This window comes from Streptomyces sp. NPDC101160, assembly GCF_044768205.1.
GTDB lineage: Bacteria > Actinomycetota > Actinomycetes > Streptomycetales > Streptomycetaceae > Streptomyces.
Genome location: NZ_JBIWPJ010000005.1, coordinates 374,423 through 397,208, shown reverse-complemented (window position 1 = coordinate 397,208; position 22,786 = coordinate 374,423). Strand labels below are relative to the sequence as shown.

The window sequence follows — 22,786 nt, the reverse complement described above, 5'->3', positions numbered from 1 at the left end:
CTTCGTCGCCCCGCAGACAAGCGCCTCCGAGCCGGGCGCCGAGGTCGATCCGCCACTTTGTGCTGCGCCCGTCCGTTGACGTCGCCGTCACCCGTTGCCGTCAAGACGGGCAGACGCCCCGCCGGAACACCTTCCCAGCGAGGCGTCTGCATGTTTTCGCGATTCTATTTCTACAGCCTCGAATTCACTGCAAGCAGCCGCTCACGACTGACGTCACGATCGCTATTCCGAAGCTGCAGGTGCGAGCCGAAACCAGCAACAGCGTCGAGCATCATTCGACGCTGATATTCATGCTCGCCCTCAAAGAAGGAAGCTTGCGAAATATTTCGATCCAGCTGCCCCATTGCAGTGAGGCACGCATGAGCACAGCGCACCGCATTCTCGGCATCTCCAGTCGCGCGGCACAGAACTGCATAGCGCATACATAGAACACCGTAGAAGGCGTAGATATCGACTACGGCCACGAGCCCCTCTTCCGAGGGCTGCAGTTCTGCAAACTCCTGCAACGCCTCTATGCGCGCGGCGAATACGTTACCCGCCAGGTCCGGGCTCCAAAGCTCTTCCAGCACTTCCAGGTAGAGTTCAACGTCTTCGGCACGGCTGGGGTCTCCACCTCGCAGACCCGTGAAGAGCTGTGCCATCCGCTCGGTGCAGCTTGCCACGAACGTCGCGAGCCGTCCGGGATCACCACCTCTCAGCCATTCAGCCACCGCTGCATCCACTACCACTCGAAACTCCTCTGACGCGTCGTAGTGACACCACTACCCGGGAAGACATTCCCCATCATCTTGCCACCGGTCCCTCGAATCCACGGAGCGCACACGGACAGGCAAACGTTGCGTGACGTCCCACCCGCAATCGGAGTCCATCCATTCTCATTCGCATAGAGGAAAGCATTCTGTTCGGCATGCGTTCCGGGGATATTCGGAACATGCATCTCCCCTGTCTTGAGGGGAACGGACATCTGGGCGGGTGTCAAACCGTCCCCGCTACCTGCAATCAGATCAACTGGACCTTGAGGTGTTTTCACACGCACCACAGCCACTGTACTGATGTTCTGTCGGACGTACTCGTCTGGCTCCGCTCCATGAATTTCACTGGCACGGTCGGACAGGCTGCAATTGTGAACGAGGACTGGCACAGCCCCCGCCAGCACATAGTACGTGTGAATGTCTGCGACAGTGAGGTTGCGGACTGTCGCTTGCTGGGTCCAGTGACTGATCTCGGCTATCTGAACGAGGGTGCCAGAGCTCGTGCGCAGCCACTGACCGGGCCTTAGGTCGGTTGCCTTGACCCACTTCCCGACGGAAGCCACCCAGAAGGGGTGGTTGTCGGTAGCCGTGATGGCAGCCTCCTGGTCGCCTAGCTCTCCATCTACGTCGACGGAGACTTTGACAAGGTTCTTCTGCCCCGTACCGATGATGACGTCTGTTACGTCCTTCTCAACCGATTCACCGGTCTGCGGGTCAGTGGCGAGAACCTTGTCGCCGACCTTCAGATCTTCAATCGGGACAGCCTTACCTCCTTCCGCCAGGACGAGCGTTCCTGGAACAAAGCTGTTCTTGCAACCAGGACCCAGCTTTCTCGTCGCCAGCGCAAGGAGTACGTCAAACGTGATCTTCGCCGAACCTTCGGCGCTCTTACCATCCCTGAAGTCACCGTAGACCTCCGAACCTCGCCCAACAATTCCCGAGGCCATACCCTGAGCAGGGTTGAGGTGATTGGTAACAGCCAGAACTGCTTCTTCACAGGTGCCGTTCCAGGTGACACAGTTCTTGATATTTGAAAGCTCGGCGACAACTCCATCCTTCAGGGAGCCCAAATAGTTGCCCGGTTCATCAACAAGGGCGTTGGTGTAATCAGAGAACCAACCACCTCCCTCCTTCTTCCACTTCTTCTTGTGAGTGCCACCGGATTCACCAGGGTGACTACCACTGGGCTTAGCGGTGTAATTTCCTCCCTCGGAAGGATGCTGCAGGTCGGGCGGGACGGCTCCCGTGAGCTCTCCATTCCCGGAGCAGGAGTTGCCGTAGGCTCCGCAGGTTTCCCTCATGCCAGAGGGATCTGCAGCAGTGGCGGGGTGCTGATTGGCATAGCTGTAGCCGTTCAGCGACTGGTGCTGATCCAGCGACAACACCGGGTCGACGCTGATGAACTGACCCAAGGTCGGGTCATATTCGCGGGCGCCGATGTGGGTCAGGCCAGTGATGTCATCCTCAGGCATGCCCAGGAAGCCCTTGTCGTCGGGCCAGCTAGTGGGCTCGGCGCCTCGGGAGCCGCCGAAGGGGGTGAGTTGACGTCGGGTGACGGCCCAGGTGCCGGCCTCCATGGTGAGGGTGGAAGTGCCGTGGTGATCACTCGCGACGAACTTCAGATTCGTACTGGTTGCACCCTTGACTGCGGTGCGGACAGCGATGGTTCTACCGGCTGCGGTGTAGTAACGGGTGCCGGACAGGGTCTTGGTGACTCCGCCATCCTTGACGGTCAGGCGGACCTCGTTGCCACCGCCCAGGTAGAGGATGGTGTCGCCATCCGTCGTCGTGGGGCGGCGGATGAGGAGTTCACCGTTCGCGTCGTAGAGATAGCTCGTTCCTTGGGCTGCCTTGCCGCCTGCGGCCGGCTCCGTGAGCGTGGCGAGCTTGCCTTCGGTGTTCCAGGTCAGCGTTTGGGTGGCCTGGGAACCGGGGCGGTTCGTCGTGTTACCTGCCGCGTCGAACGCGTAACTCTTGCTCTGCAAGCCGGTGGTCGTCTTGGTCAGGGTGTGAGGCTGGCTGCCGTCGGTCTTGCCGTAGGTGTACTTGGTGACGGAGTCACCAGTCGCCACATGCTGCGTCTCGGTGTCGCGCTGGCCGGCTGCGTTGTAGGTGTAGCTGGTCCAGTACGGGGCGATGCCGTCGATGTTGGCAGTGGCCGGGGCGGTGGCGCAGTCGGCGGTCTTCGGAGTCCAGGCTTCCTTGAGCCGGCGGTGACCGTCGTAGGTGAAGCACTGGTAGTCGGCCTTCGCCGTGCCACCGAGGGTGGTGTTGTCGAAGATCGACGTGACATTTCCCGCGTCGTCGTAGCCGAAGCTCAGGTCCTGGGGGGCATAGCTGTGAACGTCGGTTGTGACGTACGACTGCTTCAGCCGGCGCGTGCCGTCCTCGTAGCTGTACTTCAGGTACGCCTTCTTGGCCGAACTCGTACTGTCGGTACCCAGAATGAGTTCGGTGAGGTCGCCCAGGGGGTCGTACGTGGCACCGAGTTGGTAACCCGTAGCTCCGTTTGCCTGCGTCTGAAGACCGACGCCGACGTAGTTGTACTTATAGGAAACGATCTCCGAGGCGAGACCGGCCACCGCGGGGCTGCCGTATTGCTTGATGCTGCCGTCGAGGCCGTAGACGGTGCTGAAGGCGAGGGTGCTGGGTACGCCCGCACCGACGAGCGGGTCGCTGGTCGGCAGCGTAAGGCTGCTTCCGGTGACCTGGTAGAGGTTGTCGCGGCTGGTGACCTTCTGGATATAGGCCTTGCCGCCCGTGCCTGATCCGCCTTCGTAGCGAATGGCGGTGTCCTGCTGGCCCTTCAGTAGAGTGTCGAACTCGTACGCGGCCAGCTTGTGGCCATCATCCTTGACGCCGTCCCACAGGCCGGTCTGACGACCGAGTCTGTCGTAATCGCTGATGAGCGTCTTGTTCAGACCGACGTTGGTGGTGCTGACCGCCTGATCGAGCTCGTTGTAGGCCGTGGTGGACGTGCCCTTGTCGGGATCCTTTGCCGATGTCTGTCGGCCGAGCAGGTCGTACGTGTATGACCAAGCGGCCTTGTCCGGACCGGTGACTGTCTCCTGCTTGCCGGCGGGCGTGTAGGTGTACGTCGTGGTCGTGTAGTCGTCGCCTGTCGGCTGCGGTCCACCGTACTCGCGCCGCTCGGTGACCTGCCCCTGGGCGTTCGTGACGACGGCGGTGGCTTGACCACCGGTAGGTGCTGTCGTGGTCACGGTGTCGCCGAGGTATGCCGTGTCAATGGTCCAGCGGACGACGTTGCGCGTCTTGGTGATCGTCTTTATCGGACGTTCGGCGCCGTCGTAGACGGTGTCCGTCTGGATCGGCGGCTGACCTCCGTCTATCTCGACTGCGTTCGACGACGGCTGCTTGTCGTTGGCCCAGATATCTGACTGGGCGGAGACGGCCAGCCCTCGGGAGTCGTACAAGGTCTGCGAAATGATCGAGCCGCCGCCGGGCGAGGGCTCCTGTGTCTGCCTCGGGCGCAGCAGAGAGTCGTACAGCGCGTAACTCGTGTTGTAGCCGGAGCCGTCGCCCTTGATCGTGGCAGTGGACACCCACGGCATCGCCCCGCTGGTCAGGTTGTACGTGTAGACGTAATTGGGGGATCGCCCGAGTGCCTTCGATTGGTTGGGCAGCCACACCTTTGTGACCCGCCCGAGGGCGTCGTACTCCTTCTCGGTGATCTTGTTGTTCGGGTCGGTGACCTTGGTGGTGACTCCTGTGGCGAAGTCGACGGCCGTCGTTGTCGCGTGCTCCAGAGCATTCTTCACGACAGTCGACGTCAGTGGACCTGAGGTTGGCGGGTCATACGTCGTCGAGGCTGTGGGGAGGCCCTTCGCGTCGCTCGCTTGTACGACCCGCCCGAGGCTGTCGTAGGAGAGAGTAGAAGTCTTCTGCCACAGGGGCTGGTCGTCGCTCTTGTAGCCCTTGGCCCGGCCGGTCCAGCGGATCTCACCCACCGTCGGCGTCTGCGCCTCCGTCCATTCGGCGGCGGCGTCGTACGTCATAGCCGTGTCCGAGACCACCTGCCCTGGTCGGCTCGAGTCCGCCGGAAGATCCAGGTTGGCATCGGTGATGGTGCACGGATCGGCCACCGGGGTGGTCTTGTCGTTCGCCGTGATCCGGGTGCGGGAGACCAGATTGTTGATGCCGAGCGCGTCGTTGCGGGCGTACCAGGTGCGAGTGCAGGTCTCGTCACCGAGCTTGCTGTCGTCACCGCTGTCCATGACAGTCAGCGGCATGCCGTACTTTTCGTCGTACGTGGTGCTGACCGTGCGCGTACGGGTGGTCGTCACACCGCTGCTCGTCACATACGTGCGGGTCGTCACCGCACTGGTACGCACGAAGTAGGCCTTGATGTCCGCGTACGAACGCGTCTGCGCGGCAGTCTGCTTGTACCAGGTCGAATTGACCGTGCCTGTGACTTGCGCAGTGCCGTTATAGATGACGGTCTCGCGGGTGAAGCCGGCATATTGGTCGTGATCCGTCGCCGCACCGGCACTGATGCCGGTGACGGAGACGCTCTTCCGCTTGGTGGGGTCCGGCGTCTTGCCGTCGGGGCCGAGGACTCGGTCGCCGTTCATTCCGCGCATGTAGACCGTGACGGTCTTGGACTGCGTCGTGCCGGCCCTACCGGTGAGGTGCGTGACCTGGTCGTATCCGCGCCAGCCCGACCAGGTACGTTCTGTCTCCTTGGTGAAGGGGTCGTCGTTGTAGTGCCAGGCCCCGCCATTGGTCCCGTAGATGTAGCTGTGCTCGACGGCCTCGAGCCCGCCCTTCGGAGCAGTCTCGGACACTGCCTGGACCGGGTACTTCTGGAACCAGTCGAGGATCGGAGTCTTGCCGCCGTTCGGGGCCCAGTAGACGGGATAGCAACGACGCGTGTTGGTGTCTACCGCCGGCATCGCCTGTCCTGCGACGCAGTCCTCGGGCAGGTAGCTGACGATGGTCTGGGCGCCGCTCTCCGACGTGATCGTCTTCAGGCGCGGCTTGTAGAACGGAAGGATGTCGTCGTTGGGACCGTCGACGCGGTTGGACAGGAACTCGTGGGTGAAGACCACGGGCTCGAGCGCAGGAGAGATCGGTGTGCCGTGCTTGCCGGTACGACGGATCTCCTGCAGCCAGAGCGACTGGTCAGCCGAGTCGCCCGTGTCACCAGGGTCGAGGTAGGTCTGCTTCAGGGTCCACTCGTCGACGGGCTCGAAGCCCGCGGTGGTTGCCGCGGCGTTCCATGCGTAGGTCGTGATGGTCGTCAGGCGCTTGCGCGTGAAGAATGCCGGGCTGACGTCCCCCGTGCACTTGTCGCCGTCCTTGCAGATCCTGTCGAACGGCACATCCGGCCATTCGTTCTTGCTGGTCTCGGTCAGCTCGCTGCACACCGCCCCCTGCTCTTTGATGCACCGCTCGTCGTACCCGAAGACGACCTTGTCGGATGCGGCAGGCTTCTTCGCGTCAGCGGTGGTGAAGAGCGAACCCTTGCGCTGCCCGTAGCGGATCTCCTTGAGGTATCCGCCCCGCGTGTAGGAAGTGCCCGTGTTGTCGTCGCCGAGCTGGTCGTAGTTGTTGGACTCGGCCTCGTACCAGTACGACATGGCGTTGCCGTGAGTGTCCTCGACATAGTCGAGGTTCCAGCGCCAAGCCTGCTTCTGTGCCCGCTCTGCGAACGTGTCGCCCGACGTGAAACCGGGCTCACCGGCGTCGTCCCCGAAGACCGGGACCGTCCAGACCGAGTTGGTGCGGTCGGTGGCACCCGCGCCGTCCAACTTGTTGAGGCCGAAGACATACTTGGTGCCGTCGCCCGTCGTCACGGTCCAGTACTCGCCCTTGTCGAGAGCGTCGCCCTGGTCACCGTTGTCCGCACCGATGGAGTGGGTGACGGTGGAGGCGTCATCATTCTTCAGCCGCCACACACCGTAGGTGTCGTCCTTGACGAGCTCACTGGCCTTGCCGTTGAGCACGAGGGACGCGTTCTCGAACTTCCAGCACAGGTCGAACTTGTCGGTCTGACCGTCGTCGTCGCACGAGCCGTACTTCCGCTCGATGTAGGACGACGTCAGGTCGAAGCCCTCACCGATCGTGGTGCCTTGGTTGTTGGAGGACGCCGTACGTCCGTCCACGCTGCCGGAGTCGTACGAGATCGACAGGCTCGGGCGCGGGCCTGCTGCGGGGGGTGGGGCTGTGAGCGGGTACGACCAGGTGAACGAGCCGGACGAACCACCGGCCTGCCACGATGAGGAAGCGGCCAGCGGCGTGGCCCCATAGTCACCCCGGGCGGACGCGGCGCCGGCCTCAACCGCTATGAGCATCGTCTGCCCGGCGGCCGTTGCAGGGGAACGGCTCCGGAGGGTCGCACCGGTCCCGAAATCGAGCTGCGTGGTGAGTTGCTGCTGCTCGCGGTCGTTGTGGTACGTGAGCCGACTGCGGGTCCGGCACTTGGCGATGGCCGGATTCGCCAGGGCACAGTCCGACAGGCGAACCGCCTGCAGGCGGCCGGCCCAGTCCCCTCCGTAGGCGGACGCGAAGGCGCTGTAGTCGATGCCCAGAGCCGTCGAGCCACCGGTCACGGGTCCTGTGACCTTGACCAGCAGGCCCTTGACGCCCGAGCGACTGGCCGCGTTCCGGTCGAGTACCTCAACCGTGATCGGGCCCGCGGCGGACCTGTCCCTGGTGCCCTTCAAGCTCTTGGCCGAGGATGTCAGTGTGATGGGGAGCGATCCCGGCGCGGCGGCAGCTTTGCCGGACGCCGGCAGGGCAAGCGTCGCCTTGCCGGCCTTGGGCCAGACCGGCTTCTTCGCCGTGTCAGCTTTCGCCCGGGATACGGCCTCGCGGGTCTCCGCAGCGGCCTTCTTCATTTCAGCTGCGGCCTTCTTGTTGACCTTCATGGTCAACGGGGAGACCTTGTCGGCCTGATGGGTCGGAAGGGCCGTTCGTCCCAGCGGTTCAGCTGATCCGGCCACCGCAAGGGGCGTCAGGAGCTCAGGTATCAGTGCGAAGCCTGCCACCGCGGCGATGCGCCGCGCCCAGGCCCGTTTCCTCGATGTCGATCTGCCCCTGGCGGGCAGCAATCGGTTTGGTTTCATCCTCTTCCGCTCTCGTGAGCCACTTTCCAGGCAGCACAAACCGTGGCGTGCCTCAGTGGATGTGTGGCGCGTCGTAACAGATCGGCCCTACAGAAGCGGCCGCTGGCGATGTGGGCGGCTGCAACACGTGCCGCCGCCCACATCAGGTCGGGAATTACTGCGCGAACAGCTCCGAGATCTGATTGGCGGACATCGCCCCTGCCCAGACCCGGACCTCGCTCACCGATCCGGGCAGGTAGTGGCCGACAGTTCCGCCGGCCGCACCGCGGCCGGCCGACAGTTCACCGCTGCCTTGGCTGTAGGCCGAGAAGCCAGAGGCCGCCATATCCGTGCTCTGCTCCGCATCGTTCAGGAAGAGATGCAGCTTCCCGTAGGTGCCCGTCGTCTCGTCCTTCTCCGCGGCGTCGAACACCCCGGTGACCTGGACCCAGTCGTCGAGCCCTGCAACGTCATCGCTCCCCGTCTGGGCAGCGGCTGTGACGGATCCGGTGCCGTCAACGGCCGTCCGGCTGAACCGCCACAGGTAGGCGTCCGCCGTCAGCTTCTCCACCCACAGGGACCACGATGACTGGCCTCCGACGGGGGTGGCCTGGCCGAAGACCTGGGCGCGGTATCCGACGGGCTTGTTCGCCAGGGCCGCACCGTCGAGCTTGACGTGCGCGGTGACCGTGAACGACGCGGATTCGTCGGCCACGGGACCGGAGGGCATGCTGAGGTAGCTCGACGTTCCGTTCAGCGGCACGGCGCCCTCGGCGTCCACGGTTGCGTTGTTGATCTTCAGGTCGCCGGCCGCGTACGAGGTCGACTCGCTGATCAGCGTGGAACCGGGGGCCGAGGCTTTCGCGCTCCACTGCCCCACCAGCTCGGTGGCGGAGGCGTTGTCCGTTCTGAGGGCGCTCTCCCAGCGCAGCTCGTCCTCGTTCAGCGCGCGCTGCCAGACCTTGGTTTCGTCGATGCGGCCCATGAAGTACTGGGTGTAAGTGCCGTTCACCCGCGCTCGACCGATCTGCATGTCCCCCGTCGCGGACCACGGCTGATAGGTGGATGAGACGCTTTTCAAGTTCACCGGCGCCCCCTGAGGACGTCCGTTGACGAAGAGCTGAAGCGTGTCGTCGGCCTCCACGGGCCGACCGTCCGCGCAGGGGCTCTGGACACACGTCCCCGTGGAGTAGACACCGGCCAGATGGGTCCATACGTTCACCGGCGGCGTCGCGTAGTCGGCCACGGAACGGATGGCGACGAGTCCGGTCGAGCCGTCATGGTTCGTCCGGTTGAGCACCCACTTCTTGTCGCCGGCCGAGTAGTACACGGTGAACGCGACACCGTAGTTGCCAGGCGCCGCAAGGACCGCCTTCGTGGAGGAAGCGTCGGTCAGCATCACCCACGTTGACACCGTGAAGGAACTCGCGGTGTTGATGGGCATCGGCGTCGCCGCGTACCCGGTGCGCTTCGCCGGGTCCGTGACGTCGTCGTTCAGCCGCAGGGAGTAGTCCCCCATCCCGCGACGCCCCTGATCGGACCACGTTGCCGCCGTGCCGGCCTGCGGGTAGACGGTGACGGGCTTGGGCATGCCGTCCGTCACAGCGTTGGCCACGGTCGTTCCGGTGCCCTCCGAGAACCGCCATTCGCCGGTGGGGCCGGCGGGCAGTGACACCCTGAAGGAGTACTCGGCCTTGGAGCCCCACCGATCCCGCACGTCTCGCGCCTCGACCACCAGGGTCAATGTGCCGCCCGTAGCGGGGGTGACATCGATGGTCGTGATCGGGACGGTCAGGTTCGGGTCGGTTTCGCGGACCGTATGCGGGTCCTGTACGTACCAGCGGTAGCCCTCGATGTCCTTGTCATCCACGTTCGGCGTCAGCTTGAACCTGCCCGCGACACCCGGGCCACCGGTGGGCTCGCACACGGCCGAGGGTGTGCACGTGTAGACGTTGCCGGTCTCGAGGGAGATCTGCGGCGGCTTCGGCACGGTCGTGTCCATCTTGAAGTAGCACCACGACGAGTACGCCGACGATGCGCTCGAGGTCACGCCGGCGTACGTCCAGTGCGACTGCGTCAGCGCCCTCATCCGATAGAGGACACCGTCGTCGCGGGCGGACATCCGCACCTTCTCCAGCGTGTTGTCGACGTGGTACCCGGTCGAAGGCGACGTCGTGGACCACGACCCGCTCCAAGAGCCGTCGGCGTTCTTCTTCTCAACCGCCATGTAGGCCCGCAGCGCACCCTGGTACTCGCCAGAGACAGGCGCCACCTGCGTCTGCACCATGGCCTGAACGATCGGGTCGGCCCGTGTGACGATCGTGGGCTTGGACTCCGGCTCGCAGTACGCGTTCGTGCCGTCTCCTGGGATCACACCAACGCTGGTGGGCACACCGGGCTTCGGAACGTACTGGATCTGCAGCTCTGCGTTCTGATTGAACCGCTTCCAGGAGCGGGTGTCGCTCTCATCCTTCGCTCGGAGCATGAGAGTCAGTCGGGCGAGCTTGCCGTCGGCGAAAGACTGCACGGTTGGCGTCAGGTTCTCGTCCGTCTCCGCCGGGTTGTCGTTGAACTCAATCCAAGAGTCAGGCTGAGAGGGACTGCACAGATCCCCTCGCCCATTGGCGACGTACCGGTCCCCCATCCAGTCGCGCTGAGTGGGCCCCGGCCAGCGGGTCGCTTCGGAGATGTTGTCGGTGCGGACGAGGTCCACCCACTTGGCGTCGCAGTTGAACGACCACGTCTCGTACGCGCGGAAGGTGGCGTCGAGGATCTTCTTTCCTGCGAGCTTGGTGGGAGCGAACTCGTAGTACATGCGGTTCGTGTAACCGTTACCGCACGTGTAGCCGTCGGCGCTCCCGCAGTGACCGACTCCGTAGTCGCCGCTGAACTGCCAGAAGTGGTCGCCGTCGGAAGACAGCACCGTGCGCTCGGAGTACCCGAGGCCCATGGGCGGGTCGATGTAGACCGGGTAGACCGTGTCCGGCCCTCTCAGCAATCCGAGGTCGGGCTTGACGGCGACAGTGCCGTTCTGTACCTGGACGGGCAACCCCTCGCTGGCGTCCCCCTTGGACGGGGCATCGGCTTCGTCCGCCGGCTGTTCCTCCTCGGTCGTTGCTGCCTCGCTCTGCAAGAACAAGGACTGACTCGCGGCCTTGGCGCTCATCGCCTGGGGTCCGATTGGCGCAGTGCCAGCGGAGTCCCACATCAGGCCCGCAGGTCCCTTGAAGACGGCGTTCCCGTTCTCATCCAGGGCGGCGATGCCTCCACCGACACCAGGCAACACACGCAGGCCATCGGCATGCACATCGAGCTTGATCTGCTCCAGCTGCGGGTTGGCGGCCGCTTCTGCGGTCTTGACGACCAGAACCTCGCGGTATCCCTCGGCAGTCGCCGTAAGTTGCAGGTCAACCCCGTCGAGAACCTCGGGGTACGTTGCGGTGTCTCCGGACAGCGTGGGCGTCGGCAGGGCCTTGGGCCAGCCAAAGGTGAGCGAACCCTGCTTTCCGCCCAAATGAATCAGACTGTCGCCATTGCCACCGTTCGCGAACCGCAGATCCACAACCGCCGCCTTGGGCCCGATGCTGCCGTCGGGACGGCGCTCGAGCGTGGCGTCCACGTCACGCCACTCCCCGTCGGGCCCCTTGGCGCGCTGAGGCAGGGTCGACTGTTTCAGCGTGAAGGTGCCGTCCGGATTCGCCGTGGTCGTCGTGTACTCGGTGCGCTCGCCAATAACCTCGACCGGTTCACCCGATGCCGCCGCTTGCGCAGAGGGCGACCCGGCAACAGCCGAGGAGGCAGTGGATGGAGCCAGGTTTTCTGTACCGAACGCAACCCCGGGGCTGACGCCCGCCACCAGAACCGCGCCCAACGCACCCCCCACGGCGCGCAATAGACGTTGTCGCATGCCAGAAGGCATAGCTCCCCCCACCCCTCCAGAGCCTCCCCAGGCTCATACACATGTTCGAATGACGGCTTGCATCCATCCGTCAGCGCACCGTAAGCATCGAAACACCGGAGCTCAAGAGCTACCTGACAAGAAAAACGTGCACGTCAGGAACCTGACCCCCTGCGAAAACGGGCATAGCGCCCGTTGTCGGGAGTGACCTGAACCCCGCCACACGCATGTGGCGTCTCGCGCCAGGCGGCAAGGAAGGGTTGAGGGGCCCAGCGAAAGAGACACGGGCCGATGTCACGGACCAGCGCACCGAGGGGCGGCGATGACGGAAGACGCATGAGGCGCAGGCCATCCGGGCGATCTCGGCGTGTCGCACCGCCGCGTCCAAACATCTTGTCCACACACTGGTGTGAACGGCGCCAGCATGGACCTTCGTGATCATGTTGAGGAATCGTTCTGACCAGCAAACATGCTGGTCAGAACGATTCTTCCACCGCGATGGCGTGGTGGGGCGGGTGGGACTCGAACCCACGGCCGACGGATTATGAGTCCGCTGCTCTAACCGGCTGAGCTACCGCCCCGAACACCACGGCGCGTACAAGTGTGCGCGCCGTCTGCCGCAGCATAGCCGCTCATACGATCTCCTGCTCCGGATGGTCGGCCATGCTCGATCACCAAGACTCCGCAGCAAGCCCTGCGGTTCCACGGGAAATGAAAAAGGACCCCGAAGGGTCCTCTTCCGTGTGGCTCCCCCGACTGGACTCGAACCAGTAACCCTCCGGTTAACAGCCGAATGCTCTGCCAATTGAGCTACAGGGGATCGCGCTCCCCCGACTGGACTCGAACCAGTAACCTGCCGGTTAACAGCCGGCTGCTCTGCCAATTGAGCTACAGGGGATTGCTGCGTTGCACCGATCGGATCCACCTCGGCCTCGCCGGGGGGCGGTCGCTCGCTGCGAGACATACATTAGCGCAAGCAGGGGGGTGCTCCGCCAATCGGTATCCCCAGAGCGCTCCCGGGACGGTTCCAGGGAAGGATCGCAGCGTGCGCAAGCTGATCTTCGTCAGCGGCCTGGCAGTGGGTTTCGTGATCGGGACGCGGGCCGGACGCGAGTGGTACGACCGGATGAAGCGGGGCGCCCAGCGGGTCGCCGAGAACCCCGCCGTGCGCAATGCCGCCGAGTCCGCCGCGCAGGGCGGGCGGCAGGCGGCCGGGAAGGCGCTGCACGTGGTCGGTGACCAGGCGCAGCGGATCCGGTCGCGGCGCGATCACAACGGGCACTACGCCGGGCAGTCCGCGCGGTACGAGGACGACGACTGGGGCACCAGCAACACCTGACCTCGTACACCGCAGCCGTCCCCGTGCGGCAGAATCATGTGCCATGGGGATAGTCGCCGGTCTGGACAGTTCTTCCGACTCCACGCGCATCGTCGTCTGCGACGCGGACACGGGCGCCGTACTGCGGCAGGCCCATGCCCCGCATCCCCTGGAACCCAAGGCCACGGACGTCGACCCGCAGGCGTGGCTGCTCTCCCTCGGTGAGGCCGCGGCCGGCGGACTGCTCGAAGGCGTGCAGGCGATCGGGGTGTCCGCGCAGCAGCACGGGCTCGTGCCGCTGGACGCGCAGGGCGGGCTCGTGCGCCCCGCGCTGGTCGGGAACGACAAGCGGGCGCAGGTCGCCGCCGCGGATCTCGTCGAGGGGCTCGGCGGGCGGCAGGCGTGGGCGGACGCGGTCGGGACCGTGCCGCAGTCCGGGCTGCCGATCGCCAAGCTGCGCTGGCTGGCGCGCAGCGAGCCCGAGCACGCGCAGCGCGTCGCGATGATCCTGCAGCCGCACGACTGGCTGGTGTGGCAGCTGCTCGGCCGGCCCGCGCGCCGGACCACCGACCGCGGCGCCGCCTCCGCCACCGGCTACTGGTCCGCCAGGGCCGGCGCCTACCGGCCCGATCTGGTCGACCTGGCACTCGGCCACCAGGCCGTGCTGCCCGAGGTCCTGGCCCCGGCCGAGGCCGCCGGCACCACCCCCGAAGGGCTGCTGATCTCCGCCGGTACGGGGGAGACGATGGCGGCCGCCCTCGGGCTCGGGGTCGGCGCGGGCGACGCCGTCGTCTCGCTCGGCGCCTCCGGCTCGGTCATGGCCGTCCACCACGAGGCGCTGACCGACCCGAACGGGATGATCACCTCGTACGCCGACGCCACCGGCATGCACCTGCCGGTCGTGCACGTCTCCAACGCGGTGCGGGCGCTGCGCGGCACCGCCGAGATGCTGGGCGCGGAGTCCCTGGACGAACTGTCCGCGCTCGCGCTGAAGTCGACGCCGGGCTCCTCGGGCCTGGTGCTGCTGCCGTACCTGGAGGGCGAGCGGACGCCGAACCTGCCGCACACCGCCGGCACGCTCAGCGGGCTGCGCCGCGAGTCGATGAAGCCCGAGCACCTGGCCCGGGCCGCCTTCGAGGGCATGCTGTGCTCGCTCGCCGACGCGATGGACGTACTGCGCGGGCGGGGCGTCGAGGTGCGCCGGGTGTTCCTGCTCGGCGCGGCGGCCGGGCTGCCGGCCGTACAGGCGCTGGCGCCCGCGCTGTTCGGCGCCCAGGTCGTCGTACCGCAGCCGGCCGAGTACGCGGCCCTCGGCGCCGCCCGGCAGGCGGCGTGGGCGCTCGGGGTGTCGCAGGGCACGCTGTCGCCGGCCGCGCCGCCGGCCTGGCAGGGCGCGGCGGCGCAGGTCTTCGAGCCGGGCGACGAGCTGGCGGTCGGTCAGGCCGTGCGCCAGCAGTACTCGGCGACGCGCGAGCAGCTGCACCCCGGGGCGTTCTCCGGCTGACGGGCGCCGTCACCCGGTCTCCCCGCCACGCGGGGAATCCGGTCGTAACATCACAGCAGCGCGGGCGATAGTAGAACCCGTGCTCATAAGACTTCTCCGAACCCACCTCCAGCCGTACAGGAAACCCATCGCCCTGCTGGTCCTGCTGCAGCTGCTGCAGACCAGCGCCACTCTCTACCTGCCGACCCTCAACGCCGACATCATCGACCACGGTGTCGTCAACGGGGACACCGGCTACATCCTGCGCTTCGGCGCGCTGATGATCGGCGTCTCCGTCGTCCAGGTGCTGTGCAACATCGGCGCCGTCTTCTTCGGCGCGCGGACGGCCGCCGCGCTCGGGCGGGACGTCCGGGCCGCGGTGTTCGCGCGGGTGCAGTCGTTCTCGGCCCGGGAGGTCGGGAACTTCGGGGCGCCGTCGCTGATCACCCGGACCACCAACGACGTGCAGCAGGTCCAGATGCTGGTCCTGATGGCGTTCACGCTGATGGTCTCCGCGCCGATCATGTGCGTCGGCGGCATCATCATGGCCCTCGGGCAGGACGTGCCGCTGTCGGCCGTGCTGATCGCGGTGGTGCCGGTGCTCGGCATCGCGGTGTCGCTGATCGTGCGGCGGATGCGGCCGCTGTTCCGCACCATGCAGACGCGGCTCGACACGGTGAACCGGGTGCTGCGCGAGCAGATCACCGGCAACCGGGTCATCCGCGCCTTCGTCCGGGACGGCTACGAGCGCGACCGGTTCAAGGGGTCGAACACCGAGCTGACCGAGGTGTCGATGGCCACCGGGCGGCTGATGGCGCTGATGTTCCCGACCGTGATGACGGTCGTGAACGTGTCGTCGATCGCCGTCGTGTGGTTCGGCGCGCACCGCATCGACAGCGGCGGGATGGAGATCGGCGCGCTGACCGCTTTCCTCGCCTATCTGATGCAGATCGTGATGGCGGTCATGATGGCCACCTTCATGTTCATGATGGTGCCGCGGGCCGAGGTGTGCGCCGAGCGCATCGAGGAGGTCCTGGCGACCGAGTCCAGCGTCGTGCCGCCGGCCGAGCCGGTGACCGCCCTGGAGCGGCGCGGGCACCTGGAGGTCAGGAGCGCGGACTTCCGGTACCCGGGCGCCGAGGAGTCGGTGCTGCGGGACGTCGAGCTGGTCGCCCGGCCGGGCGAGACCACCGCGATCATCGGCTCGACCGGCTCCGGCAAGTCGACGCTGCTCGGGCTCGTCCCGCGGCTCTTCGACGTGACCGGCGGAGAGGTCCTGGTCGACGGCGTGGACGTGCGCACGCTCGACCCCGTCCTGATGGCGCGGACGGTCGGCCTCGTCCCGCAGAAGCCGTACCTGTTCTCCGGGACGGTGGCGACGAACCTGCGGTACGGGAAGCCGGACGCGACCGACGAGGAGCTGTGGCACGCCCTGGAGGTGGCCCAGGCCAAGGACTTCGTGTCCAAGCTGGAGGGCGGCCTGCACGCGCCGATCGCGCAGGGCGGCACCAACGTCTCCGGCGGCCAGCGGCAGCGCCTCGCGATCGCCCGCACGCTCGTGCAGCGACCGGAGATCTATCTCTTCGACGACTCCTTCTCGGCGCTCGACTACGAGACGGACGCGCTGCTGCGGGCCGCGCTCGCCGACGAGACCGCCGACGCGACCGTCGTCATCGTCGCCCAGCGGGTCTCCACCATCCGCGACGCGGACCGGATCGTCGTCCTCGACGAGGGCCGGGTCGTGGGCACCGGACGGCACCACGAGCTGATGGCGGAGAACGAGACGTACCGGGAGATCGTGCTCTCCCAGCTGACCGAGGCGGAGGCAGCCTGATGGCCGGTCCTGGCGGACGAATGATGGCCGGCGGCGGCCCCGACCAGAGGTCGATGGACTTCAAGGGCTCGGGCAAGCGGCTGCTGCGGCAGCTCGCGCCCGAGCGTGGCGCGCTGTGGCTGATGGTGGGCGCCGGCGTGCTGTCGGTCGCGGCCTCGGTCGTCGGGCCGAAGATCCTCGGCAGGGCCACCGACCTGGTCTTCGCCGGCGTGGTCGGGCGGCAGATGCCCGAGGGCGCCACGAAGGAGCAGGCGCTCGCGGCGCTGCGCGCCAAGGGCGACGGCGGCATGGCGGACATGCTCGCCGGGGTGGACTTCACTCCCGGCAAGGGCATCGACTTCACGGCGGTCGGCCAGGTCCTGGGCACGGCGCTCGGCGTCTACGTGCTCGCGGGCCTGCTGATGCTGGTGTCGACCCGCATGTCGATCAAGGTGATCAACCGGACCGTCTTCCGGATGCGCGAGGACGTCCAGGCGAAGCTGGCGCGGCTGCCGCTGTCGTACTTCGACAAGGCCAAGCGCGGCGAGGTGCTCTCCCGCGCCACCAACGACATCGACAACATCTCGCAGACCCTCCAGCAGTCGATGGGCCAGCTGATCAACTCGCTGCTCACGATCGTCGGCGTGCTCGCGATGATGTTCTGGATCTCGCCGCTGCTCGCCCTGGTGGCGCTGGTCACGGTGCCGCTGTCGGTGGTCGTGGCGACGAGGATCGGCAAGCGCTCGCAGCCGCACTTCGTGCAGCAGTGGAAGTCCACGGGCAAGCTCAACGCCCACATCGAGGAGATGTACACCGGCCACGCGCTGGTGAAGGTCTTCGGCCGGCAGGAGGAGTCCGCGCGGGACTTCGCCGAGCAGAACGAGGCGCTGTACGAGGCCGGTTTCAAGGCCCAGTTCAACAGCGGCATCATGCAGCCGGTCATGCTCTTCGTCTCGAACCTGAACTACGTCCTCGTGGCCGTGGTGGGCGGTCTGCGGGTGGCGAGCGGCACCCTGTCGATCGGTGACGTGCAGGCGTTCATCCAGTACTCCCGGCAGTTCTCGATGCCGCTGACGCAGGTCGCCTCGATGGCGAACCTGGTGCAGTCGGGCGTCGCCTCGGCCGAGCGGATCTTCGAGCTGCTCGACGCGGAGGAGCAGGAGCCGGACGCGCCGAAGAGCGAGAAGCCGGCCGACCTCAAGGGCAAGGTGGCGCTGGAGGGCGTGGCCTTCCGCTACGAGGAGGACAAGCCGCTCATCGAGGACCTGTCGCTCACCGTGGAGCCGGGCCAGACGGTCGCGATCGTCGGCCCGACGGGCGCCGGCAAGACCACGCTGGTGAACCTGCTCATGCGGTTCTACGAGGTCACCGGCGGCCGGATCACCCTCGACGGCGTCGACATCGCGCGGATGCGCCGCGAGGACCTGCGCGCCGGCATCGGCATGGTCCTCCAGGACACCTGGCTGTTCGGCGGCACCATCGCCGAGAACATCGCGTACGGCGCGACGCGCGAGGTGACCCGGGCGGAGATCGAGGAGGCGGCGCGGGCGGCCCATGCCGACCGCTTCATCCGTACGCTCCCCGAGGGCTACGACACGGTCATCGACGACGACGGAGCGGGCGTCAGCGCCGGCGAGAAGCAGCTGATCACCATCGCGCGGGCGTTCCTGTCCGACCCGGTGATCCTGGTCCTCGACGAGGCGACGAGCTCGGTCGACACCCGCACCGAGGTGCTGATCCAGAAGGCGATGGCCCGCCTCGCGCACGGCCGGACCTCGTTCGTCATCGCGCACCGGCTCTCCACCATCCGGGACGCGGACGTGATCCTGGTGATGGAGCACGGCTCGATCGTCGAACAGGGCACGCACGAGGAGCTGCTGGCCTCGGGCGGGGCGTACGCCCGGCTGTACGCGGCGCAGTTCGCGCAGGCGGTCGCGGAAGTCGACTGACGTCTCAGTCGAGATAACCGCGCAGCTGGTCCGCGTAGGCGTGGTCCCGCAGCTTGTTGAGGGTCTTGGACTCGATCTGGCGGATGCGTTCGCGCGTCACGCCGAAGATCTGTCCGATCTCCTCCAGGGTGCGGGGCCGGCCGTCGTCGAGGCCGTAGCGCAGCTGCACGACCTTGCGTTCGCGCTCGCCGAGGGTCGAGAGCACTGCCTCCAGGTGTTCGCGCAGCAGCAGGAAGGCGGCGGACTCGACGGGCGAGGCGGCGTCGCCGTCCTCGATGAGGTCGCCGAGGGCGACGTCGTCCTCCTCGCCGACGGGCGCGTGCAGCGACACCGGTTCCTGGGCGAGCCGCAGCACCTCGCCGACCCGCTCGGGCGCGAGGTCGAGCTGGGTGGCGACCTCCTCGGCGGTCGGTTCGTAGCCGCGTTCCTGGAGCATCCGGCGCTGGACGCGGATGACCCGGTTGATGAGTTCGACGACGTGCACGGGGACGCGGATGGTCCGGGCCTGGTCGGCGAGGGCCCGGGACATCGCCTGGCGGATCCACCAGGTGGCGTACGTCGAGAACTTGTAGCCGCGCGCGTAGTCGAACTTCTCCACGGCGCGGATCAGGCCCAGGTTCCCCTCCTGGACCAGGTCGAGCATGGTGAGGCCGCGGCCCACGTAGCGTTTGGCCACGGAGACGACGAGCCGGAGGTTGGCCTCGATCAGCCTGCGTTTGGCGATCCGGCCGAGGACGACGAGCCGGTCGAGGTCGTGGGCGAGGCTGCTGTCCAGGTCGGGGGTGCTCGCGAGCTTCTCCTCGGCGAAGAGGCCGGCCTCGATCCGGCGGGCGAGCTCGACCTCCTCCTCCGCGGTGAGCAGCGGCACCCGGCCTATCTCGCGCAGGTACTGGCGGAAGAGATCGGACGACGGGCCGTTGCCGCCGGCGTCGGCGCGCCGGCGCCGGGCCGGGACCTCCGGTTCCGGTTCGACGGCCACGAGCTCGACCGGGGAGGGTTCGTCGGTCACGGCGAGGGTCTGGGGCTGGGTCTGCACGGGGGGCGACCTCCAGGGCGGGACGGACCGTCCACCCAGTGTGTCGTACGACACAACACCGCTACGAGGGGCATGCGGTGACTTTTTGAGTCCAGTTCGTGACCGACCGTAGGTCACGGGCCGTCAGAGTGCCGCGGCCCCGTGGTTGCGCAGCGACTGCCCGTACTGCGTGAGCACCCACAGCTCGTTCTGCACGGCGGCCACCTGGGCCGGGTCGCCGTGCGCGCCGAGCCGGGCGAGGGTGCCCTGGACGTCGCGGATGCGGCGGTCGACGGCCCGGAGCCGTACGGTCACGAGCTGGTCGCCCGCATACGCCTCGTCGACGATCTTCGCGAAGATCGTCTCGACGGCGAGTTCGGTGACGAGCGCGCGCACGGTGTCGTCCGGGGCGGCCTCGCGGACCGCGTCGAGGTAGTCGGCGGGCGCGCCGGTGGCGCCGCCCGCGTCCTGGATGCACTGGCGGACGGCCGCGTACGGCGGGGCGGTGAACTCGTCGACGCCGTACGCGTCGAAGGCCGGCGAGACCAGCTCCGGGCGCTGCAGCGCCAGCTTGAGCAGCTCGCGCTCGGTGCGGTGGGCGGGGCTGCGCAGGTTGAGCGCGGGGCCCGCGGGGGCGACCGGTGCCTGGATGCCGGCCGTGTCGTACGGCTTGCGCCGGTCGGCGCGCCGGTCGGGCTCCTTGCCCCCGCCGCCGCGCTGCCAGCGGGCGATCTGGGCGACCCGGCGGACCACGAACTGGGTGTCGAGAATGCCGAGCATGCCGGCGAGCTGGACGGCGACCTCGTGCTGCGAGGCCACGTTCTTGATCCGGGCCACGATCGGCGCCGCCTCGTCGAGCGCGGCGGCGCGGCCGGAGGGGATCTCCAGGTCGTAGCGGCTGACGATCTGCCGCAGCGCGAACTCGAAGAGCGGGGTGCGCGGCTGGACCAGGTCGACGACGGCCTCGTCGCCCTTGGCGAGGCGCAGCTCGCAGGGGTCCATGCCATCGGGGGCGATGGCGATGTACGTCTCGGCGGCGAACTTCTGGTCGTCCTCGAAGGCCCGCAGGGCGGCCTTCTGGCCGGCGGCGTCGCCGTCGAAGGTGAAGATCACCCGGGCCGAGCCGTTGTCCATGAGGAGGCGGCGCAGGATCTTGATGTGCTCGCCGCCGAAGGCGGTGCCGCAGGTGGCGATGGCGGTGGTGACGCCGGCCAGGTGGCAGGCCATGACGTCGGTGTAGCCCTCGACGACGACCGCGCGGCTGACCTTGGCGATGTCCTTCTTGGCCAGGTCGATGCCGTAGAGCACCTGGGACTTCTTGTAGATCGGCGTCTCGGGCGTGTTGAGGTACTTGGGCCCGTTGTCGTCGTCGCGCAGCCTGCGCGCGCCGAAGCCGACGACGTCGCCGCCGACGTCCTTGATCGGCCACATCAGGCGGCCGCGGAAGCGGTCGATGGGGCCGCGGCGGCCGTCCTGGGAGAGGCCGGAGAGGATCAGCTCGCGGTCGGAGAAGCCCTTGCCGCGCAGGAAGCGGGTGAGGTGGTCCCAGCCGGCCGGGGAGTACCCGACGCCGAAGTGCTCGGCGGCGGCCTGGTCGAAGCCGCGCTCGGCGAGGAAGCGGCGCCCGATCTCGGCCTCGGCGGAGCCGAGTTGCTCGGCGTAGTAGCGGGCGGCGGCCTGGTGCGCCTCGACCAGGCGGGTGCGCTCGCCGCGCTGGTGGCCCGGGTTGTAGCCGCCCTCCTCGTAGCGCAGGGTGATGCCCGCCTTGGCGGCGAGGCGCTCGACCGTCTCGGAGAAGGTGAGGTGGTCGATCTTCATCACGAAGGCGATGGTGTCGCCGCCTTCCTGGCAGCCGAAGCAGTGGAAGAGTCCCTTGCTGGGGCTGACCTGGAAGGAGGGCGACTTCTCGTCGTGGAAGGGGCAGAGCCCCTTCAGGTTCCCGCCGCCTGCGTTGCGGAGCTGGAGGTACTCGGACACGACGGCGTCGATCGGGACCGCGTCCCGTACCGCCTTCACGTCGTCATCGTTGATCCTGCCTGCCACGCATGAATTCTACGGGGGTCCGGGGGTCGTCCCCCGCAGAGATGCGGCTACGGGTGCGGAGGGGGTTGCCCGGTCTACTCCGCGAGGCTCTCCAGCGGCACCGACGCGTCCGCCAGGCGGTCGGCGTCCACCTGCGCCCGGGACCGGATGAGCTTCTGGATCGGGTCTGTGACGTCCCACACATTCACGTTCATGCCCGCGATCACCCGGCCCTCCTTCAGCCAGAAGGCGATGAACTCCCGCTTGCCGGTGTCGCCGCGCACCACGACCTGGTCGTACGAGCCGGGCGGCGCCCAGCCCGAGTACTCCATGCCCAGGTCGTACTGGTCGGTGAAGAAGTAGGGGACCCGGTCGTAGGAGACGTGCTGCCCGAGCATCGCGCGGGCGGCGGCCGGGCCGCCGTTGAGGGCGTTGGCCCAGTGCTCGACGCGCAGCCGGGTGTGCAGCAGCGGGTGGTGGGCTGCGGCGATGTCGCCGGCGGCGAAGACGTCCGGGTCGGAGGTGCGCAGCGCCTCGTCGACGGCGACGCCGCCGCCGTCGGCGCGGTCGACGAGTGCGAGGCCGGCGTTCTCGGCGAGGGCGGTGCGCGGGGCGGCGCCGATGGCGATCAGGACGGCGTGGGCGGGGTGCTCCTCGCCGTCGTCGGTGCGGGCGGCGAGGACCATGCCGTCCTGGCCGGTGATCTCGGTGAGCCTGGCGCCGAAGTGGAAGCGGACGCCGTGGTCGGTGTGCAGGTCGGCGAAGATCTGGCCGAGTTCGGGGCCGAGGACCCGGTAGAGCGGGGTGGGGTCGGCCTCGACGATGGTGACCTCGGCGCCGTACGTACGGGCCGCGGCGGCGACCTCCAGGCCGATCCAGCCGGCACCGGCGATGACCAGCTGGCCGTTCTCCCGGCCGAGCTTCTTGATCTCGTCGCGGAGTCGCTCGGAGTGCGCGAGCCGGCGCAGGTGGTGCACGCCGGCGAGGTCGGTGCCGGGGATGTCGAGGCGGCGCGGCTCGGCGCCGGTGGCGAGGAGCAGCTTGTCGTAGTGGATGACGGTGCCGTCGCCGAGGCGGACGGTGTGCGCCTCGCGGTCGACGGCGGTGACGGGCTGGCCCAGGTGGAGCTCGACGTCGTGCTGCGCGTACCAGCCGGGCTCGTGCACGAAGACGGAGTCCCGCTCGTCCTTGCCGAGGAGGTAGCCCTTGGAGAGCGGTGGGCGCTCGTAGGGCCGCTCGCGTTCGTCGCAGATGAGGATCACCCGCCCGTTGAAGCCCTCGGAGCGCAGGGTCTCCGCTGCCTTGGCTCCGGCCAGGCCCCCGCCGACGATGACAAAGGTCTGATCTGCGTCGACCACGTTGATTCCTCCTCATTGCGACCGGTTCCCTACGCTACGCCCCCGGACCCGGGCCGGGCCGTACCGCCTCGGGACGCCTCGGAACATGCATGCGAGGGTCCCGCACCGGCC

General features: G+C 67.4%; 10 protein-coding genes and 3 tRNA genes. 4 read left to right on the top strand and 9 right to left on the bottom strand.

The annotated features are described in order from the left end of the window. Window positions 1-170 precede the first annotated feature (170 nt). The 6 genes from ACIRSU_RS18045 to ACIRSU_RS18020 form a co-directional block, all read right to left on the bottom strand. Window positions 171-710, bottom strand: a complete 540-nt coding sequence (locus ACIRSU_RS18045) for a hypothetical protein (protein ID WP_403793152.1) — start codon at window positions 708-710, stop codon at window positions 171-173. 11 nt (window positions 711-721) lie between these two features. Then, window positions 722-7,642, bottom strand: a complete 6,921-nt coding sequence (locus ACIRSU_RS18040) for a polymorphic toxin-type HINT domain-containing protein (protein ID WP_403793150.1) — start codon at window positions 7,640-7,642, stop codon at window positions 722-724. A gap of 352 nt (window positions 7,643-7,994) precedes the next feature. Beyond that, window positions 7,995-11,726: a LamG domain-containing protein gene (locus ACIRSU_RS18035; RefSeq protein ID WP_403793148.1), complete on the bottom strand. Its 3,732-nt coding sequence runs from the start codon at window positions 11,724-11,726 to the stop codon at window positions 7,995-7,997. A 495-nt stretch (window positions 11,727-12,221) separates the two neighbouring features. Next, window positions 12,222-12,298, bottom strand: a tRNA-Ile gene (locus tag ACIRSU_RS18030). 163 nt (window positions 12,299-12,461) lie between these two features. Next, window positions 12,462-12,537 (bottom strand) — tRNA-Asn (locus ACIRSU_RS18025). Window positions 12,538-12,542: 5 nt separating this feature from the next. Continuing rightward, window positions 12,543-12,615: transfer RNA gene (locus tag ACIRSU_RS18020), tRNA-Asn, on the bottom strand. A gap of 147 nt (window positions 12,616-12,762) precedes the next feature. Between ACIRSU_RS18020 and ACIRSU_RS18015 the strand changes: the two genes are divergently transcribed. From ACIRSU_RS18015 to ACIRSU_RS18000, 4 genes are all read left to right on the top strand, one after another. Next, window positions 12,763-13,056 (top strand): YtxH domain-containing protein, encoded by a 294-nt coding sequence (locus tag ACIRSU_RS18015; RefSeq protein WP_403793146.1) that lies wholly within the window; start codon window positions 12,763-12,765, stop codon window positions 13,054-13,056. A 43-nt stretch (window positions 13,057-13,099) separates the two neighbouring features. Continuing rightward, on the top strand, window positions 13,100-14,539 hold the full coding sequence (locus ACIRSU_RS18010; RefSeq protein ID WP_403793145.1) for an FGGY family carbohydrate kinase: 1,440 nt from the start codon (window positions 13,100-13,102) through the stop codon (window positions 14,537-14,539). Between the two features lie 79 nt (window positions 14,540-14,618). Further along, the gene (locus ACIRSU_RS18005; RefSeq protein ID WP_403793143.1) at window positions 14,619-16,352 is read left to right on the top strand and encodes an ABC transporter ATP-binding protein; all 1,734 of its coding nucleotides are present in this window, start codon (window positions 14,619-14,621) and stop codon (window positions 16,350-16,352) included. Then, window positions 16,352-18,280: an ABC transporter ATP-binding protein gene (locus ACIRSU_RS18000; RefSeq protein ID WP_403793141.1), complete on the top strand. Its 1,929-nt coding sequence runs from the start codon at window positions 16,352-16,354 to the stop codon at window positions 18,278-18,280. Before ACIRSU_RS18005 ends, ACIRSU_RS18000 begins: the two co-directional genes overlap by 1 nt. A 4-nt stretch (window positions 18,281-18,284) precedes the next feature. Here the strand turns inward: ACIRSU_RS18000 and ACIRSU_RS17995 are convergent, their stop codons facing one another. The 3 genes from ACIRSU_RS17995 to ACIRSU_RS17985 form a co-directional block, all read right to left on the bottom strand. Continuing rightward, window positions 18,285-19,370 (bottom strand): RNA polymerase sigma factor, encoded by a 1,086-nt coding sequence (locus tag ACIRSU_RS17995; RefSeq protein ID WP_403793139.1) that lies wholly within the window; start codon window positions 19,368-19,370, stop codon window positions 18,285-18,287. A 69-nt stretch (window positions 19,371-19,439) separates the two neighbouring features. After that, the gene (gene dnaG / locus ACIRSU_RS17990) at window positions 19,440-21,338 is read right to left on the bottom strand and encodes a DNA primase (protein WP_403793138.1); all 1,899 of its coding nucleotides are present in this window, start codon (window positions 21,336-21,338) and stop codon (window positions 19,440-19,442) included. Between the two features lie 74 nt (window positions 21,339-21,412). Further along, window positions 21,413-22,675, bottom strand: a complete 1,263-nt coding sequence (locus ACIRSU_RS17985; protein WP_403793136.1) for an NAD(P)/FAD-dependent oxidoreductase — start codon at window positions 22,673-22,675, stop codon at window positions 21,413-21,415. Between the last annotated feature and the right edge of the window lie 111 nt (window positions 22,676-22,786).